Origin of the sequence: Streptomyces cyaneofuscatus (assembly GCF_042718795.1) — a bacterium.
In the GTDB taxonomy this organism is placed as follows: Bacteria; Actinomycetota; Actinomycetes; order Streptomycetales; family Streptomycetaceae; genus Streptomyces; species Streptomyces cyaneofuscatus_A.
The window spans coordinates 1-1856 of sequence record NZ_JBHXOX010000066.1; the positions used below are offsets into that span (position 1 = coordinate 1).

1 rRNA gene (running past one end of the window) is annotated in these 1856 nt (G+C 56.4%); it reads right to left on the reverse strand.

Annotated features, from left to right (window positions below):
* Window positions 1-22: 22 nt before the first annotated feature.
* Window positions 23-1856, reverse strand: a 23S ribosomal RNA gene (locus ACFWRT_RS37455); it runs 1367 nt beyond the window's last position.

Sequence of the window (1856 nt, forward strand, 5' to 3'; positions counted from 1 at the left end):
AACACAGTGGACGCGAGCAACTGAGGACAAGCCCTCGGCCTATTAGTACCAGTCAGCTCCACCCCTTACAGGGCTTCCACATCTGGCCTATCAACCCAGTCGTCTACTGGGAGCCTTAACCCCTCAAGAGGGTGGGAATACTCATCTCGAAGCAGGCTTCCCGCTTAGATGCTTTCAGCGGTTATCCTTTCCGAACGTAGCCAACCAGCCATGCCCTTGGCAGGACAACTGGCACACCAGAGGTTCGTCCGTCCCGGTCCTCTCGTACTAGGGACAGCCCTTCTCAATATTCCTACGCGCGCAGCGGATAGGGACCGAACTGTCTCACGACGTTCTAAACCCAGCTCGCGTACCGCTTTAATGGGCGAACAGCCCAACCCTTGGGACCGACTCCAGCCCCAGGATGCGACGAGCCGACATCGAGGTGCCAAACCATCCCGTCGATATGGACTCTTGGGGAAGATCAGCCTGTTATCCCCGGGGTACCTTTTATCCGTTGAGCGACAGCGCTTCCACAAGCCACTGCCGGATCACTAGTCCCGACTTTCGTCCCTGCTCGACCCGTCGGTCTCACAGTCAAGCTCCCTTGTGCACTTACACTCAACACCTGATTGCCAACCAGGCTGAGGGAACCTTTGGGCGCCTCCGTTACTCTTTAGGAGGCAACCGCCCCAGTTAAACTACCCATCAGACACTGTCCCTGATCCGGATCACGGACCCAGGTTAGACATCCAGCACGACCAGAGTGGTATTTCAACGACGACTCCACAACCACTGGCGTGGCCGCTTCACAGTCTCCCACCTATCCTACACAAGCCGAACCGAACACCAATATCAAACTATAGTAAAGGTCCCGGGGTCTTTCCGTCCTGCTGCGCGAAACGAGCATCTTTACTCGTAGTGCAATTTCACCGGGCCTATGGTTGAGACAGTCGAGAAGTCGTTACGCCATTCGTGCAGGTCGGAACTTACCCGACAAGGAATTTCGCTACCTTAGGATGGTTATAGTTACCACCGCCGTTTACTGGCGCTTAAGTTCTCAGCTTCGCACACCCGAAAGTGCACTAACCGGTCCCCTTAACGTTCCAGCACCGGGCAGGCGTCAGTCCGTATACATCGCCTTACGGCTTCGCACGGACCTGTGTTTTTAGTAAACAGTCGCTTCTCGCTGGTCTCTGCGGCCACCCCCAGCTCAAGCAGCAAGTGCTATCACCAGGAATGGCCCCCCTTCTCCCGAAGTTACGGGGGCATTTTGCCGAGTTCCTTAACCATAGTTCACCCGAACGCCTCGGTATTCTCTACCTGACCACCTGAGTCGGTTTAGGGTACGGGCCGCCATGAAACTCGCTAGAGGCTTTTCTCGACAGCATAGGATCATCCACTTCACCACAATCGGCTCGGCATCAGGTCTCAGACTTCAATGCACGACGGATTTGCCTACCGTGCGTCCTACACCCTTACCCCGGGACAACCACCGCCCGGGCTGGACTACCTTCCTGCGTCACCCCATCGCTTACCTACTACAAGTCTGGTTCATCGGCTCCACCACTACCCTCAACTCCGAAGAGATCGGGCCGGCTTCACGGACTTAGCATCGCCTGATTCAGTACTGGGCGTTTCAAAGCGGGTACCGGAATATCAACCGGTTGTCCATCGACTACGCCTGTCGGCCTCGCCTTAGGTCCCGACTTACCCTGGGCAGATCAGCTTGACCCAGGAACCCTTAGTCAATCGGCGCACACGTTTCTCACGTGTGTATCGCTACTCATGCCTGCATTCTCACTCGTGAACCGTCCACAACTCGCTTCCGCGGCTGCTTCACCCGGCACACGACGCTCCCCTACCCATCCATACGG